At 49.2% G+C, this 15385-nt stretch carries 14 protein-coding genes; 7 read left to right on the forward strand and 7 right to left on the reverse strand.

The window, feature by feature from the left end:
- Nucleotides 1–73: 73 nt before the first annotated feature.
- Nucleotides 74–1363 carry a long-chain fatty acid transporter FadL gene (gene fadL / locus ACKPVM_RS03305; protein WP_409306870.1) on the reverse strand — a complete coding sequence of 430 codons (1290 nt, stop codon included), beginning with the start codon at nt 1361–1363 and terminating at the stop codon, nt 74–76.
- Between the two features lie 377 nt (nt 1364–1740).
- Between fadL and ACKPVM_RS03310 the strand changes: the two genes are divergently transcribed.
- The 3 genes from ACKPVM_RS03310 to fadJ all read left to right on the forward strand — a co-directional run bounded on the left by ACKPVM_RS03310 (nt 1741) and on the right by fadJ (nt 5773).
- Nucleotides 1741–2037 (forward strand): YfcZ/YiiS family protein, encoded by a 297-nt coding sequence (locus ACKPVM_RS03310; protein WP_409306872.1) that lies wholly within the window; start codon nt 1741–1743, stop codon nt 2035–2037.
- Between the two features lie 254 nt (nt 2038–2291).
- Nucleotides 2292–3605, forward strand: coding sequence for an acetyl-CoA C-acyltransferase FadI (fadI, locus tag ACKPVM_RS03315; RefSeq protein WP_409306873.1), 1314 nt, complete (start codon nt 2292–2294; stop codon nt 3603–3605).
- Nucleotides 3602–5773, forward strand: a complete 2172-nt coding sequence (gene fadJ / locus ACKPVM_RS03320; protein WP_409306876.1) for a fatty acid oxidation complex subunit alpha FadJ — start codon at nt 3602–3604, stop codon at nt 5771–5773. Before fadI ends, fadJ begins: the two co-directional genes overlap by 4 nt.
- 115 nt (nt 5774–5888) lie before the next feature.
- Here fadJ and ACKPVM_RS03325 read toward each other — a convergent pair whose 3' ends face one another.
- The 5 genes from ACKPVM_RS03325 to ACKPVM_RS03345 form a co-directional block, all read right to left on the reverse strand.
- The gene (locus ACKPVM_RS03325) at nt 5889–6863 is read right to left on the reverse strand and encodes a Csu type fimbrial protein (RefSeq protein WP_409306877.1); all 975 of its coding nucleotides are present in this window, start codon (nt 6861–6863) and stop codon (nt 5889–5891) included.
- 4 nt (nt 6864–6867) lie between these two features.
- Nucleotides 6868–9201 carry a fimbria/pilus outer membrane usher protein gene (locus tag ACKPVM_RS03330; protein ID WP_409306879.1) on the reverse strand — a complete coding sequence of 778 codons (2334 nt, stop codon included), beginning with the start codon at nt 9199–9201 and terminating at the stop codon, nt 6868–6870.
- Nucleotides 9202–9301: 100 nt separating this feature from the next.
- Nucleotides 9302–10093 (reverse strand): fimbrial biogenesis chaperone, encoded by a 792-nt coding sequence (locus ACKPVM_RS03335; RefSeq protein WP_409306880.1) that lies wholly within the window; start codon nt 10091–10093, stop codon nt 9302–9304.
- Between the two features lie 18 nt (nt 10094–10111).
- A complete protein-coding gene (locus ACKPVM_RS03340) occupies nt 10112–10636 on the reverse strand; it encodes a Csu type fimbrial protein (protein WP_409306881.1) in 525 nt (174 codons plus the stop codon).
- A 47-nt stretch (nt 10637–10683) separates the two neighbouring features.
- Nucleotides 10684–11229 carry a Csu type fimbrial protein gene (locus ACKPVM_RS03345; RefSeq protein WP_409306882.1) on the reverse strand — a complete coding sequence of 182 codons (546 nt, stop codon included), beginning with the start codon at nt 11227–11229 and terminating at the stop codon, nt 10684–10686.
- Between the two features lie 482 nt (nt 11230–11711).
- On the opposite strand from ACKPVM_RS03345, the gene ACKPVM_RS03350 reads away from it, so the two are divergent.
- A complete protein-coding gene (locus tag ACKPVM_RS03350; RefSeq protein WP_409306883.1) occupies nt 11712–11918 on the forward strand; it encodes a hypothetical protein in 207 nt (68 codons plus the stop codon).
- A 133-nt stretch (nt 11919–12051) separates the two neighbouring features.
- Complete coding sequence (gene sixA / locus ACKPVM_RS03355; RefSeq protein WP_409306884.1) at nt 12052–12534, forward strand: phosphohistidine phosphatase SixA; 483 nt, start codon at nt 12052–12054, stop codon at nt 12532–12534.
- Between the two features lie 24 nt (nt 12535–12558).
- On the opposite strand, the gene smrB is transcribed toward sixA, so the two are convergent.
- Complete coding sequence (smrB, locus tag ACKPVM_RS03360) at nt 12559–13101, reverse strand: endonuclease SmrB (RefSeq protein ID WP_409306886.1); 543 nt, start codon at nt 13099–13101, stop codon at nt 12559–12561.
- A gap of 170 nt (nt 13102–13271) precedes the next feature.
- Here smrB and prmB point away from each other — a divergent pair, with 170 nt between their 5' ends.
- Together prmB and aroC are read left to right on the forward strand one after the other, a co-directional pair.
- On the forward strand, nt 13272–14204 hold the full coding sequence (gene prmB / locus ACKPVM_RS03365) for a 50S ribosomal protein L3 N(5)-glutamine methyltransferase (protein WP_409306887.1): 933 nt from the start codon (nt 13272–13274) through the stop codon (nt 14202–14204).
- A 92-nt stretch (nt 14205–14296) separates the two neighbouring features.
- The gene (gene aroC, locus ACKPVM_RS03370; protein WP_409306888.1) at nt 14297–15382 is read left to right on the forward strand and encodes a chorismate synthase; all 1086 of its coding nucleotides are present in this window, start codon (nt 14297–14299) and stop codon (nt 15380–15382) included.
- Nucleotides 15383–15385 lie beyond the last annotated feature (3 nt).

A 15385-nucleotide genomic window follows, 5' to 3' on the forward strand; every position in this document is an offset into this window, starting at 1 on the left:
TCCGTTTAAAACCTTTCAAATCTAAGGCAGGTAAGATCGCTTACCTGCCTGTACCGCAAACTAAACAGCAAGATTAGAACGCGTAGTTCAGGTTCACACCGTATAACCAGGCCTTGCCTTTAGAGCTGAATTCATAGCGTGGAGATCCAGCGGTATCAGAGATAGGTTCGCTGATATTCACCTTCTTACCATGCATATAAGAAACGCCAACATCGACAGAGGCATCTTTGTTGAAAGCATAGGTGGTGCCGGCGCTTAGCCAGAAACGGTCCTGATCGGGAATAGAAATGGAACGTTTATCCGCGGGGACCGGGCTGTCATCAAACGCAATACCACCACGGAACGTCCAGTTATCGTCATGATAGTAAGTTGTTCCAAGTGCGATACGATAGGCGTCACGGAATCCTTCTTCTTTTTGGAACAAGGTCTGCCCGTTATTCCCCGTGGCTTTCAACTCCTGAAATTGGCTCCAGCTCGTGTAGGTCAGGCTGTAGTGAACCGCCCATTTAGGGTCGACTCGATGGTAAGCGGAAGCTTCCCACATTTCAGGTAAGTTTAATGTCAGTTTGCCGGGGATGGTTGCACCATTTGTACCAACTGGCGCACCTGGGATCAATGATGACTTATCGCTACGATAATCGCCTTTGAAATCAATATCGACTTTAGAGCGGTAAGTCAGACCAAAGCGATGCTTATCATTCACTTCATATAAAATGCCTGCATTCCAGCCATATCCCCACTCTTTACCTTCTAAATGTGCGAGTTCAGAGGAGGGTTGCAATCCAAATGCTGGGGCAAGTTCACCGGCCCGGCGAACGATTTTTGCATCGGCATAAACAGCATTCACACCCAGACCGAAACTGAAATGTTGATTCAGACGGTAAGCGGCGCTCAGGTTCAGGTTAGAGGTCACCAGATCGGTTTCTCCGCCGATGGAACCTGCGGCATAGTTATCGTTGAATTCGGTTGCCAGACCATAGTTGGTCACTGCCGATGCCCCAATCGCCCATTGTTCATTGAGTGGCATAATAAAGTGCAGGTTTGGCACCCAGGCATGAGGGGCGATATTTTTGGCGCTAGTATTTTGTCCTGGGACTTGTGAGTTTTTGCCCTGAACGTCAATATCTGGATTGATATAGGTCACACCACCCGAAAAGGAAGGGCGATCGAACATTGTCATGGTCGCGGGGTTACGACTCCCGGAAGTCGCGTTGTCCGCTACCGCGCCTTCACCTGAAAATGCCCGCCCCAGACCTGATGATGAATATTCATTAAGCTGGAAGCCAGCGGAGTATGCATTCGTTGAAATCAGTGCCACTGCGACAGCGATTGCAGTATGTTTTAACAGGTTTTTCTGGCTCATGACCAAAACCTCTTTATGTGCTTGTTATTTAACTTTGTTACGCGGGGTAACAAGGGACGCGCATTGTAGGGGGCGCGGTCAGTCTGACAAATCAGACCAGTTGCCAAAGTATAAGTTGGGAATGTCAAAATGTTGCATTTGTGTATTAAAAAGATGTCTAAAATGATGCGAAATTAGATCCACTTAACAGTTTGGTTAATTTTGGTAATGAGAGGTTACGTGAAGATTACTTAGTCATAACAATAGGATGTGATGAGTGTCACTAAATTTCTCTGCAACCAGTAAATTCTAGTGCTGATGAAGTCTGGCAGGTAAAATAAAAAGGAATGCAGGATTTTTGAACTGGATCAAGTTGCCGCACCATAGAGGAATGAACGATGACAAACGCGATAAACAAATGTAGTGCTGAAGAAACCGCTGCCTGTTGCTGCGTGGATGTGGGTACCGTGATGGACAATACCGATTGTACAGCATCTTATAGTAGAGTTTTCACCAATCGCGCCGAAGCGGAAGAGACATTAAGCGCATTGACGGGAAAAGCACGCGCCGTAGAGTCTGAGCCTTGCCTGATCGAAAGTAAGATTGATGCGGTCGATGGTGGCGTGAAATTGGATATCGATTTTACCTTCAGTTGCCAGGCTGAAACGATGATTTTTCAACTCGGTCTGCGTTAATAGCGTTATCCTTATTGAAGGTCGGGCATCCGAACTTTAGATAAAGAATGGTGGCCGTTATCATTACGGTGTTGACGGCTACGATGAGCTTTCCTTCCTTATTGTTTTTTATTTCTCTTTTCTCGTATTACTCCTTGTTCATATTCACACTTTTGTGCCGTTCCCGTTTGCGTAATGTAACTATTTCGTTAACAATGAGATCAGGTCAGACCTGTTGTGCGCGTGTTGTATTCCTCTGTTAGACAGGAGCGTTTATGAACGAGGTATTACCACTGATAACCCGTCGTGGCGATCGCGTGGCGATTGTTAACGGGTTACGAACGCCATTTGCCCGTCAGGCAACGGCATATCACGGTGTGCCCGCGATGGATTTGGGAAAGATGGTGGTGAGTGAACTCCTTATTCGGACCGGAATCAATCCTGATGAGGTACAGCAGTTGGTGTTCGGTCAGGTGGTTCAGATGCCAGAGGCACCGAATATCGCCAGAGAAATCGTACTGGGAACGGGCATGAGTGTTCATACCGACGCTTATAGTGTCTCCCGTGCCTGCGCAACGAGCTTCCAGGCCGTCGTCAATATTGCAGAAAGTATTATGGCCGGAACGATTGATGTCGGTATTGCGGGGGGCGCGGACTCTTCTTCTGTTTTGCCTATTGGCGTGAGCAAAAAATTGGCCAGAACATTGCTGGATTTAAGCAAAGCCCGCTCGTTAAGCCAACGGCTTAAACTATTATCCCGCCTACGCCCCAGCGATTTACTGCCGGTCGCCCCTCCGGTGGCTGAATATTCCACCGGATTACGGATGGGTGACACGGCTGAGCAAATGGCAAAAACCTATGATATTTCGCGTGAGGAACAGGACGCATTGGCCCATCGCTCACATCGTCTGGCGGCACGAGCATGGGAAGAAGGGAAGTTGGCCGACGAAGTAATCACCGCTTATATTCCTCCCTACCAACAGGCGTTACACGAAGATAATAACGTACGCCACGATTCGGCTCCGGAGCATTATGCCCGTCTGCGACCCGCCTTCGATCGCCTGCATGGAAGCGTGACGGCGGCGAATAGTACGCCATTAACGGATGGTGCTGCCGCGATTTTGATGATGAGTGAAGATAAGGCTAACCGTTTGGGGATCACCCCGTTGGGATATTTACGTAGCTATGCATTTAGCGCCATTGATGTGTGGGAAGACATGTTGCTCGGCCCGGCTTATGCCTCGCCGCTCGCATTGGCACGGGCCGGTATTACGCTGTCGGATTTAACCTTAATTGATATGCACGAAGCGTTCGCCGCCCAGACGTTGGCAAACCTGAAGATGTTTGCCAGTGAATCATTTGCCCGTAATAAGTTGGGACGGTCTTCGGCGTTAGGGGAAGTCGATAGGGATAAGTTCAATGTGCTTGGTGGTTCTATCGCCTATGGACATCCCTTTGCTGCAACGGGCGCGCGCATGATAACCCAGACGCTGAATGAATTACGTCGACGAGGCGGTGGATTGGGGTTAACCACGGCCTGTGCCGCAGGCGGACTTGGCGCAGCCATGGTTCTGGAGGTAACACCATGACCGAACAATCCGTTTTAGTTGCAGAAAAAGTCGAAAATAGGGCGTTTTCGCTGACTATCCGAACAGACAATATTGGCATTGTCACCATTGATGTCGCGGGAGAAAAAGTGAATACGCTGAAAAGCGAATTTGCTTCTCAGATCATGGCTATTTTTGAACAGGCACAGCAACATGCGTCTCTGCGTGGGCTGATTCTGATTTCCGCCAAACCGGATACCTTTGTTGCCGGGGCCGATATTGCCATGTTGGGCGAATGTACTCGCGCTGAGCAAGCTGAAGATTTGGCAAAGCAGGGGCAGGCTGTCTTCTCTCATCTTTCATCATTACCATTCCCTGTTGTTGCTGCTATCCACGGGGCTTGCCTGGGCGGCGGGCTGGAAATGGCGCTGGCGTGTGATTATCGGGTGTGTTCGCTGGATGATAAAACCAAGCTCGGTTTACCAGAGGTCCAACTTGGCCTATTGCCCGGTTCGGGGGGAACGCAGCGTCTGCCCCGTTTGATTGGGGTGGATAAAGCGCTGGATATGATACTGACGGGGCGGCACCTTGGCGCTCGTCAGGCGGTAAAAATAGGGCTGGTTGATGATGCCGTACCGCGTAGTATTTTACTGGAGACGGCTGTTGCGCTGATTGCGAAGGGAAAACGGAAAGCTTCCCCCCTGGGATGGCGAGCTCGTTTGTTAGGCAGTCCGGGGATTCGACGTGTGTTATTTAAGATTGTTAAGACAAAAACCCGAGCAAAAACGCACGGTAATTATCCGGCTACCGATCGTATCATTCAGGTGATACGTCGCGGTATGGAAAAAGGCATTGACGAAGGTTATCGACAAGAGGCTCGGGCGTTTGGCAAATTGGTGATGACGCGGGAGTCTGCCGCACTGCGTCACCTGTTTTTTGCGTCAACGTCGCTGAAAAAAGAGTCGGGTTCTTCCGTTGAAGCCAAGCCACTTCATCGAATTGGTATTCTTGGCGGCGGGCTAATGGGGGGCGGTATTGCCAGCGTGACGGCGGTTCGCGGGGCACTGCCTGTGCGAATTAAAGATATCAATGAGCAAGGCATCAATCATGCCCTGAAATATAGCTGGCAGTTCCTGACGCAGCGTGTTCAGCGTAAGCGCATGAAACCTGCTGAGCGGCAGCGAGTGATGACGCTCATTTCGGGGAGCACCGATTACCGTGGGTTTGAGTATGCTGATGTCGTGATTGAAGCCGTATTTGAAGAACTGTCTCTCAAACAGAAAATGGTGGTTGAGATTGAGCAATTCGGGGCTCCACAGACTATTTTTGCCTCTAATACGTCATCTTTACCCATTCACCAGATTGCCGCAGAAGCGAGTCGTCCACAGCAGGTTATTGGCTTGCATTACTTCAGTCCGGTAGAAAAAATGCCATTGGTTGAGGTGATTCCTCACGCACAAACCAGCGCGGAAACCATCGCCACGACCGTTTCGTTGGCAAAAAAGCAGGGCAAAATCGCCATAGTAGTTGCCGATCGCGCCGGGTTCTATGTTAATCGTATCCTTGCACCTTACATTAATGAGGCAGCCTATTGTCTGTTGGAAGGCGAACCTGTCGAGTCTATTGATCGGGCGCTAGTACGATTTGGTTTTCCGGTTGGTCCGCTGACGTTGTTGGATGAAGTTGGAATAGATATCGCGACGAAAATTGTCCCCGTGTTAAGCGACGCGTTTGGTGCACGGTTTACCCCGCCGCCGACATTTGATGCCATCCTGAAGGATGGGCGAAAAGGGCGAAAAAATGCGAAAGGATTTTACCGCTATAACGAGAAACGCTATTTCTGGCAATCGAAAAGAGACGTCGATAATACGATTTATCCATTATTGGATGTTACGCCGAAAGCTCATATTGATCCTGCATTGATTAGCCAGCGTTGTGTCATGATGATGCTGAATGAAGCGGCTCGCTGTCTGGATGAGGCGGTCATCCGGTGTGCCCGAGATGGCGATATCGGGGCTGTATTTGGTATCGGTTTTCCCCCGTTTTTGGGCGGGCCGTTTCATTATATGGATCGCCTTGGTATGACCACGGTCGTGAAAACATTGCAGGTGTTGCAGCAACAATATGGCGATCGTTTCGCGCCTTGTGAGCGCCTGTTGTCGATGCAGGAAAATCAGCAAACATTTTATGCTTCGGGTATGGAGAGTTAATCCATACCTCTGTTTCTCACTTTTCTTCTTATCAGGGAAGGCTCAAGTGCGCGCACCGGTTTGTCAGGCGGAGGGATCTCGCAGGGAACGGTTGTCAACATCAAACGTCATGCGTTTAGTTAATCGTCACGCTAACGGTGACCGTGTCGGTATAGGTTCCTTCAGGTTTATTGGCCTGATTTGTATTAATTCGAGCGGTATAGGGAATGGTTTGAGCGATTCCGGTCCCGATACCGGAATAGTCGTTATTTTCTGTCCAGGCTACGTTGCCGGAGTGGTAAATCTGATATTGCAGATAATGAGGCGTTCCGCCCACTGTCGCTGTCATCCTGCGCCAGTTGGCATCGTCAGGATGAGTGCTGGTCAGTTTTACGGTATAAGCGCCCAGATTGGTGCAACGAACCCCTAAGTTATTGGTGATGATAGGAAAGTCGGCAGGTAGCGCTGCGGATCCAAAGCTGATGTTCGGTGCGCTGGCGATCTGGCAGTCATTCGTGATATTCATCGTGATGCTCAACGTAGAGGTGATGGAACCTCGATCCTGGAAGCAAAGCAGTCCTACCCCTATAGCGCAAAGGTTGTAGTCCCATCGGAAACTGATCACATCGGTGTAGCTGCCCGCTGCCACGTTGTTTCCCACGCTGGTGCGGATGTAAATTGGCATGGTGCCGTCGGCCGAATTGAACAAACCTAATATGCCGAGAAAGGTCGTCTGGCTCCAGGTGTTACTGGAGCCAATGTTATACTGCGTACTACAACCTGAATCCATGCACAGGCTGTAGGGGATGTAGTCTGAACTGTTGCCACGTCGCATTCGCATGGTTGTTCCGCTGGGGTTGGTATCAGAGATCACGGTAGCGGTGATCGTGTTGGTCCCAGCAATGCTTAACAGGCTACCGCTACACTTGAAACCACTGCCAGATGTCACAACTTGCGATGCGCCGCCAGTGAGTGGCGGTCCGACAATCGATGAGGCGAATGGGCCGATCAGGATGGAACTGGGCGGTGCGCTACAGTCCGCGATGCTATCGTGTGCCACAAATAGACCGAAGAGAAATCCCAGACGCAGTAACCACGCTTTTTTTTGCATGCTGTTATCCTTTTGGATGAGGTTGGCACATGAGCGGCCCTATTGTTGCCATCATTTCCTGCGTTTCCGGTAATGAAAATTCAACCCGACAGATTTGCCCATTTTCTTGTGTAAAACGCAGCGTGTTGGATGCCCTTAGATTGGAGAAATACGTCAGTCCCTCATGACCGCTGACGGTGGTGGTGCCACTGGTTTCGTCCGTTACCCAGGTGCCAACGGTAAGCGGCTGACCATCTGTGTTATGTAATATAATATTGGCGGATAAGACGCGATGAACCGGAAATTTTACGATGGTTCCGCTGCCTTCTTTGACGGAAATTCGCTCTTCTACCTTCGGCGTTTCAACGTTAGCAGGAAGTTGTAATGGGTCAATCTCGACCTTCGCGGAATAGTTGGATGTCACCCAGGGAACGAGCAACTGGCCGCGTTTATTCGTTTGACCGACCAACTGATTTTCGTATTTAACAGGGATGCCTTCATAACCTTCCGTATCGACAACAATGAACGCATCGTTGATGCGGTTGCTGGGGAACAGGCCGCCATTAATGTAGATCAGCGCACCACTGACTTCCCCCCATTGTGTGGTATTTCCCTCGTTACCATAAACGCCTCCCTGAACCAGATTGTAAGGTCCGCGCCAGCTTAGTGCGCCTTGATAATAGGGATCTTTGCCCGCAGCGTAGGCCGCATGCCAGCCAAACCCACCTTCTGTCGGCGTGGAGCGGGTAATACCAAGACGCGTGGCATAATCCCCGCGATTATTACGTTGAATACCGGCATTGATTGAGTCGCGTGAACCAATGGGCATAACAAATTGCAACTGCACACTGTAGTCGTCTTCACCCAGCGTTTTATTCAGCGCGACATAAACAGAACTCCCTTGCCAGAGTTGGCGGGTATAAGACAGGTTCAGTAACTGTGTTCGTGCAGAGTCGAAAGACTGTATATCGAAATAACCTACCCCAAATGTGCCGTTTCCTGAGCCGAATGGTTGGCTACTTAAGGTGGCCTGATTACTTTGACGGCTAAGCTGGTTTTCCTGATAGGCTACCGTGAGATCGCGATAGTGGATATCGCGCTCCGCATGTTGCAGGTTGAGGCCAAACGTCCGGGCATAATAGGAATACCCGATGGTATATTGGTGTCCTGTGGTTTCTTTTTCACTTTGGCTGTAAGACGAACTGATGGTTCCCCAGCGCCCAACGGTAAAGTCAGCGCCAGCGCCGAGTAAATAAAGATTTTTTACCGTTTCGACGTGGCTGGATAGCGTTAACCAGTTGGTTAATCCATAGCGATAGAGACCGCTAACGGCGAGGTCAGAAGCATAAGATTCATTCCTGAAACCATAATCTTGACGCAGAGCACCAACGGACAGATCGAAATCACTGAGTCCGGCACGTAGTAATTCATTTGAGACGTAAAACGGTACGGTCGTAGAAATTTGCCGCCCTTGAGCATCCGTGGTAACGACGGTTGCTTCGCCTGCACCGTTTAAATAGGGCGTATTGGTTAACGTAAATGGGCCGGAATTAAGTGTCGAGCTGGTTGCTTTGTAGCCGTTGATGAATAAATCCAATGTGCTAGGGACTGCCGCGGAACCGGTATACTGCATTAACGGATAGGTAATGATATCGGGCCTGATACCAAAATCCCGGCTGATGCGGGCGCCTCCCATACGTACTGAATTACTCCAGGTTAATGAATTGCTGATCAGGTCGCCAACCTGATAGGTCAGCATACGTTCACTATCGCTATGACGCCAATAGGTATCGAAACGCCGATAACCATTCCGTTGAGAAGCGCTATTTTTTCCGGTTGTCACATCATAAATACCGGTATTGGTTATCATGCCGTAATCGCTGAAGAGACGCTGCTCCATCAACGTGTTAATCGTATCGTTACCGGTTGCTGGAGAAGAATAATAAAGGTTGTAGTTGAATAGCAGTCCTGTACTGCTACGAGGAATAAGACGTTCGGTGCCCGTACTGTGGCCGTTTACTTCCTGAAGGGGGAGCCAGTCAGTGGGAACGCTCAGTTTTAGCTGTTGCGAACCGGGGTCATATTCTGCGGTAACGTCCGGTAGGTCGTTAACATTAATCTGCGTGGTGCGGCGATCGGCGCGGCCATCATCCGGTAGCCTGATATGGTTACGTTTCAGTTCTGAGGCATCAACATAATAATGGCCGTTGCGATAGTTCACGGGCACCGCATCCTGATTACTTTGTCCATTGACGCTAATCGTTAAATAATAGATCGCGTCATTAATGGTGGGCTTGCTCCGAGGTGGGGCGGGTAAATCGGTAAACTCTTCCGCGGCAAATAATGCAGAATTAAACAATAAACTCGTGATGACCGTTCCAATCAGGAAATGTTTTAGTGAGGCCAGTTTTCCTGATGGGGTGTCTCGTTTGATTCTATTCCCGTTATTGAATATCACGTCATTCACGTTTAATTAAAACAGGCTCGGCCATATCTGATAAATGGGTAAAGAGCTGTAAAGCGTTTCCAGGTACGGATATCCCAGACGGGAGAGGCCAGCGCATTTGCTGCCCGGCTAATACATAACCGAGGAAACCGCTATTTATTTGGATTTTATTTCCCGTTCCTTCTTTAGACGCGGCCCAGAACACATTACTTAAGCGGGCACTGACGATGCCTTTATTGTGCACATACAGATGTGGTTTTCCTGCGACGTTCTCCACGCGCCAATAGAGTTCGGGAAGATTGGGGGTGCCGCTGGCACGCTTTTTCTCTGGACGGATTTGTGTCCAGATCCCTTCGCCATCAAGAAACAAAGGCAACAGGTAGCGCATTTGGAATTGAATACCCATTTGGGGCGATTCCGATGTTTTATTATAGGGCTCTGCAATTTCATCAATAATGATACGGTAGGCTTTCTGCGTCTTGGCTGTTGATGGAATGACTCGAATGAGTCGTATCAGGTGCCGTTTACCCGGCTCTAACGTGGTAAATGGCGGTGTGGCAATAACGTCTTTTTGCTCAGCATAGCGATCTTGAAAATCAATCTGTTTCCAGGCCACGATGCGGATTTGTAATCCGACAGGTTGGTTGCCTTTATTTTCCAGCCATAATGCTGCGCTGGTTTCATTTGATTCGATCACCTGATAAATCGGCCAGACAAGCAGACTACTTGCGGCAAAGGTCGATCCGCTTAGTGTAAATAATGCTACAGTCATCCATTGAATAAATATCACCAGTTTGCTTTTCATGCAGTTACCCTATTTATTTTAATAGGTCAGGCTGACCGTTATGCTGTCGCTATATTGCCCCGTGGGTGGCAAGGGTTGCGCGCCAAAATAACGGGCATAGACGGTGTAAGTCTGTGTGGTTGTGGGAAAGGCGGTGATATTCAGTGCCTGCGCACCGGTTCCCCACACCTCGGTTCGGGCGGCGTCACGATAGAGTTGATAAGGTAGTGAGCGCGTTCCTGCGGCATTCATTACATAGCGTTGGGCGCTATTCCCGCCGTGAAGGCCATAGTCCATGGCAACGGAGATGTTGATGCCTGGCGTACAGGTAATAACAATGGATCCATTGCCAACGGTGCTTGCTATATCAATATTGGTTGCGGCGGCACTCTGTGTACCAAAATTGATTGTTCCCATTGCGGTTTGATTGCTGCTCTGGTTGCTGCCGAATGCACATCCTTTTTGGATCGTGGCGCTAACGGTAAAGGTGCTATCCACCGTCAGCGCAGCCAGCGGTGAGGAAAAAAGCGCAACAGATGAGAACCATACCAACTGAAGACGCATTTTTCTTACCCGCATTAATCAATCAGTGATCCAGCGATATTCATGTTTTACCACTCAATGGTTGCTGAAACGGTATCGGTATAAGCACCGGCCGTTGGCGCAATAATGGTTTGATCGGAAGACAGAATTCGAGCATGAATAGGAATAGACTGCGGCGTTCCGTCTGATGTTAACGGTATTCCGGATGCACCGTCCGGTGGGATTTCTGCCGTTCTTCCTGCATCGGAATAAAGGCGGTAAGGAATACTATAGGTGCCTGCGCTGGGTGATAGTGTGCGTAGGGAACCCGAGTCATTGGCACCTTGACGAATATAGACGGTAGCTGGCAGGCCTATTGAGCAGGTGATTGTCAGGCCATTTCCCACGGTACTGGTGACTTGAGCATCGATATCGGTTGCCAGATTAGTGTAGGAACCGAAATCTAACGTTCCCCATGATGTTCCCGTACCTGCACCGTTATCAACAATGCAGGCTGAGGTAATGGCTAAGGTTACCCCAATGGTGCCAGTGATCGTTTCTGCTCGGGCCGTTGACGTTGCACCCAATATCAACAAGGCAATTAACGTAGGTAATGCTGTCTTTTTCGCATTCATAACGATCCTTTTGTCTCTATATTGCTTTCTTTCACCGATAAAAATACGTTTTATCATTAGCACGATAACTGTTTAGACTTGTTATTAATAAGGCCGCTGGTAGTGCCTTATTTCTTACATAAGTTTTCTACCTGGTGAAATAATGAAGGCGAAACAAAAATAACTGCAATATTTAAAATAATTAGTATGTTTTTGACGATAAATCAGTGGCTTTGGATAAATAAACGATGACGCCGAACAATATAAAAATTAAGTGACGGTCATTATCAATACAATACTGGTTTATTTATTCTCATTTTTAATTATTAAAATAGATTAATGAGATGATTTTAAAGATAGAGGCTCTGGTGAAATTTAACAACGCGATAAAATTGATATATGATAAAAAGCCTATAAATCATATTAATGTGGTTTTTTCGTTCTTTTTATTGTTTGTTTGTGGTTTTTTATGTTGTATTAATTAATAAAAACAAATTATTAACATGTTCGAGTTTGATGTCTATACCCAAAATGATTTGAGCCATCGGGCAGAGCCTCATCGTGTTGAACAACATGCCGCGTTGGGTTTGCTAGGGCGAGTAGCGAACATCGACTGGAGTATTGTCGCTTGTATAAGGTCACCCATTGGGGTGAGGGCATTGATATCGGCGCAGACCGAGGAAGAAAAGGGGATTTTACTTAGTGATTAAATTTACGATCGGAATCTGCGATAATAACCGCCTTCGTAGTTGGATGTCGTCTTGAGTTAAATCGCTTTTACAATTCAGTTCACTGTTTTGTAAAGCATTTAATGACTATGTCTTATCAATGTAGCGGTGTGATATGCAAGTTTTAATCATGCGTCATGGTGATGCTGTTCCTGACGCAGTCAGCGATGCGTTACGACCACTCAGCGAGCGGGGTCGTGATGAATCGCGCCAAATGGCGTTTTGGTTAAGTGACCAACAAATAGACATTGATCGTGTCTTGGTCAGCCCTTATTTACGTGCTCAGCAAACGCTGAGTGTGGTGCAGTCCATCCTGTCTTTGCCTGAAGAAAATGATTGTCTGACCGAACTGACGCCAGGCGGAGATGCGCAACTGGTCAGCTATTATTTGCAAACGCTGGCCAACGAGGGGACCAACGCGGTGCTGGTGGTGTCTCACCTTCCGATGGTTGGCTATCTGGTCGCGGCACTATGCCCAGAGGAAACCGCGCCAATGTTTGCCACATCAGCTATCGCTAAGGTTACTGTGGATGCGCAAACAGGCCATGGCGTTTTGGATTGGAAGATCGGTCCGACACAATTAACACCAAAGCCATAAGGTTTGCACTTGTGTTCCCCCAGTCTAATCAAGACTGGGTGCTTCCAATGCAACCAGCACCAGCAATGCGGCATCGCCACCAAACTCTTTGGGAGCCTGATGGAAAGCCTGTACATCAGGATGTTGAGCGAGCCATAAGGGGGTTTGCTGTTTCAGAATATGTTTGCCATGACCGTGCATCACACAGGCACAATAAACATGTTCCCGGCGGCAGGCTGCCAGCAGTGCGCCCAGTTCCTGCTTGGCCTGTTGTTGCGTCAGCCCATGCAAATCCAGAAACAGGTCGGGAGAATAATCCCCCCGGCGCAGTTTTTTTAACTCATAATGGCTGGCACCGGGACGGACATAACGTGTTGGTCCTTCGGTTTCCAACTGCGGCTGAAACTCGTCTGAAAAGTAAAAGCTGGCATCGACCTGTTCCTGCAAAACCCGTTTGGCGGGAAGTTCACCGAGCTTCCTGCGTCGTGGTTTGTGGGTATAGGTATCCTGATGTAGCTTTTTCGTACCAGAAATCGACGAGCGAAAAAGCTGTAACTCGTCGTCATTCAGTGAATATTTATTACTCATCGCTCGTTCTTCGTGCGTCAACATTCGCTCAGTTTACCCTGTCTCTGTCCTGTCGCTAAATAAAAGTCTGGATAACCGTGTGTTTGCGCCGTGATATCTGCTGATTTGTCGTGGGCTTCATGGCAAACTAAGCGCCAATTTCTTATTCCGATGTGTCTGCGGAGGCAACTTTGGACAAAATTTTCGTCGATGAAGCCGTCAGCGATCTTCATACCATTCAGGATATGTTGCGCTGGACTGTCAGTCGATTCAACGCAGCCAACATCTATTACGGTCATGGTACGGATAATCCCTGGGATGAAGCCGTTCAACTCGTCTTGCCTAGCCTATTTCTGCCGCTCGATCTTCCTGAGGATATGTATACGTCCCGGCTCACGAACAGTGAACGTCACCGGATCGTTGAACGGGTGATTCGCCGTGTTAATGAACGTATTCCCGTCGCGTATTTGACGAATAAAGCGTGGTTCTGTGGTCTGGAGTTCTATGTCGATGAACGCGTTCTGGTACCGCGTTCGCCCATTGGCGAACTCATCGGCAATTATTTCGGCGATCAGTTGCCCAAAGCACCCAATCATATCCTGGATATGTGTACGGGCAGTGGCTGTATCGCGATCGCCTGCGCGCAGGCGTTTCCAGAAGCGGAAGTCGATGCCGTCGATATTTCTCAGGATGCATTGGCGGTCACCGAGCAGAATATCCAGCAGCATGGTGTGGAAGACCGGGTTATCCCTATTCGCTCCGATTTGTTCCGTGAATTACCTGCGATTCAATATGACCTGATTGTGACGAATCCGCCTTATGTTGACGAAGAGGACATGTCGGATTTGCCACAGGAATTCCGTTTCGAACCTGAATTGGGACTGGCTGCTGGCAACGATGGTCTGGCGCTGGTCAGACGTATTTTGGCCTGTGCGCCGGATTATCTCAGTCATGATGGGGTATTGATCTGTGAAGTGGGCAACAGCATGGTGCACCTGATTGATCAATACCCAGACATCCCGTTCACCTGGCTGGAATTTGAACATGGTGGTGACGGGGTATTTATGCTGACCAAAGCGCAACTGCTCGACAGCCAAGCGCATTTCAGCATTTATCGTGATTAAGCCGCGCGGCAGTGCGCCGAATGGGCGCATGGTTCACGCGAAACCTTATACCTATATATACCTATTACATACCTATACGCTAAGGAGTTGTGATGGCAGGAAACAGTATCGGGCAGTTTTTCCGTGTCACCACATTTGGTGAATCCCACGGTATTGCTCTGGGATGTATTGTTGATGGTGTGCCGCCAGGTATTCCTTTAACGGAGGCCGATCTGCAACACGATCTGGACCGCCGTCGCCCTGGCACATCGCGTTATACCACCCAGCGTCGTGAACCCGATCAGGTTCGCATTTTGTCTGGCGTGTTTGAAGGCGTGACCACGGGCACCAGTATTGGCCTGCTGATTGAGAACACCGATCAGCGCTCTCAGGATTACAGCGCAATTAAAGATGTTTTCCGTCCAGGCCACGCAGATTACACCTATGAACAAAAATACGGCCTGCGTGATTATCGCGGGGGTGGCCGCTCGTCTGCTCGTGAAACCGCGATGCGTGTGGCAGCGGGTGCTATCGCCAAAAAGTATCTGCAACAGAAATATGGTGTGAAGATCCGTGGCTATTTATCGCAGATTGGCGACATAGCCTGTGAGCTTAAGGATTGGGAACAGGTTGAGCAGAATCCTTTTTTCTGTCCGGATCCGGATAAGCTGGATGCGCTGGATGAATTAATGCGCGGACTGAAAAAGGAAGGCGATTCTATCGGCGCAAAAGTCAGCGTGGTGGCGGAATCTGTCCCGGCCGGGCTTGGCGAACCGGTATTTGATCGTCTGGATGCGGATTTAGCGCATGCGTTGATGAGCATTAATGCGGTAAAAGGCGTTGAAATTGGCGACGGTTTTGCTGTGGTGACCAAACGCGGCAGTGAAAACCGTGATGAGATTACTCCCGATGGTTTCCAGAGTAACCATGCTGGCGGCATTTTGGGTGGGATTAGCAGTGGACAGCAGATTGTCGCGCATCTGGCGCTGAAGCCGACATCCAGTATTATGGTGCCCGGCAGGACGATTAATCGTCAGGGCGAAGCCACGGAAATGGTGACGCGCGGACGTCACGACCCGTGTGTCGGGATCCGTGCGGTGCCGATTGCCGAAGCAATGATGGCGATTGTGCTTATGGATCACCTGCTGCGTCAGCGTGCGCAGTGTGGTGATGTGGCGAGTCAGGTTCCCCGCTGGTAGAAA

The sequence above is a fragment of the Pectobacterium hainanensis genome, assembly GCF_046237015.1.
Taxonomy (GTDB): domain Bacteria; phylum Pseudomonadota; class Gammaproteobacteria; order Enterobacterales; family Enterobacteriaceae; genus JBJYIN01.

What these genes read in the sequence shown, in the direction of transcription:
- fadL (WP_409306870.1), bottom strand. Translation starts at nt 1,363, where the DNA reads ATGAGCCAGAAAAACCTGTTAAAACATACTGCAATCGCTGTCGCAGTG.
- ACKPVM_RS03310 (WP_409306872.1), top strand. Translation starts at nt 1,741, where the DNA reads ATGACAAACGCGATAAACAAATGTAGTGCTGAAGAAACCGCTGCCTGT.
- fadI (WP_409306873.1), top strand. Translation starts at nt 2,292, where the DNA reads ATGAACGAGGTATTACCACTGATAACCCGTCGTGGCGATCGCGTGGCG.
- fadJ (WP_409306876.1), top strand. Translation starts at nt 3,602, where the DNA reads ATGACCGAACAATCCGTTTTAGTTGCAGAAAAAGTCGAAAATAGGGCG.
- ACKPVM_RS03325 (WP_409306877.1), bottom strand. Translation starts at nt 6,863, where the DNA reads ATGCAAAAAAAAGCGTGGTTACTGCGTCTGGGATTTCTCTTCGGTCTA.
- ACKPVM_RS03335 (WP_409306880.1), bottom strand. Translation starts at nt 10,093, where the DNA reads ATGAAAAGCAAACTGGTGATATTTATTCAATGGATGACTGTAGCATTA.
- ACKPVM_RS03340 (WP_409306881.1), bottom strand. Translation starts at nt 10,636, where the DNA reads ATGCGTCTTCAGTTGGTATGGTTCTCATCTGTTGCGCTTTTTTCCTCA.
- ACKPVM_RS03345 (WP_409306882.1), bottom strand. Translation starts at nt 11,229, where the DNA reads ATGAATGCGAAAAAGACAGCATTACCTACGTTAATTGCCTTGTTGATA.
- ACKPVM_RS03350 (WP_409306883.1), top strand. Translation starts at nt 11,712, where the DNA reads ATGTTCGAGTTTGATGTCTATACCCAAAATGATTTGAGCCATCGGGCA.
- sixA (WP_409306884.1), top strand. Translation starts at nt 12,052, where the DNA reads ATGCAAGTTTTAATCATGCGTCATGGTGATGCTGTTCCTGACGCAGTC.
- smrB (WP_409306886.1), bottom strand. Translation starts at nt 13,101, where the DNA reads ATGAGTAATAAATATTCACTGAATGACGACGAGTTACAGCTTTTTCGC.
- aroC (WP_409306888.1), top strand. Translation starts at nt 14,297, where the DNA reads ATGGCAGGAAACAGTATCGGGCAGTTTTTCCGTGTCACCACATTTGGT.